Below are 268 nucleotides of genomic sequence, written 5' to 3'. Positions count from 1 at the left end.
GTGCTGGCCAGCCTCGCCGAATCGTCCTCGCCGGCGGCCGTGATACTGGCCGCCAGCGCCGACGGCAAGGAGATCGCGGGCCGGCTGGCCGCGCGGATCGGCTCGGGGCTGCTGGTCGACCTCGTCGACGTCCAGCCCGGCGGCAAGTTTGTCCACTCCATCTTCGGTGGCGCGTTCACCGTCGAGGCAGCAGCCACCGGCGACACCCCGGTGATCACCGTGCGCGCCGGTGCGATCGACGCCGAACCAACTCAAGGCGCCGGCGAAC

General features: G+C 72.0%; 1 pseudogene. It reads left to right on the top strand.

Features of this window, described 5'->3' with window-relative positions:
* Positions 1 to 268, top strand: a pseudogene (locus ACFE99_RS16815) (electron transfer flavoprotein subunit alpha/FixB family protein); the annotation flags it as partial.

The sequence above is a fragment of the uncultured Mycobacterium sp. genome, from assembly GCF_964249325.1.
In the GTDB taxonomy this organism is placed as follows: Bacteria; Actinomycetota; Actinomycetes; order Mycobacteriales; family Mycobacteriaceae; genus Mycobacterium.
The sequence above is the reverse complement of the archived record's forward strand: the minus strand, read 5'-3'. Positions and strand labels throughout refer to the sequence as shown.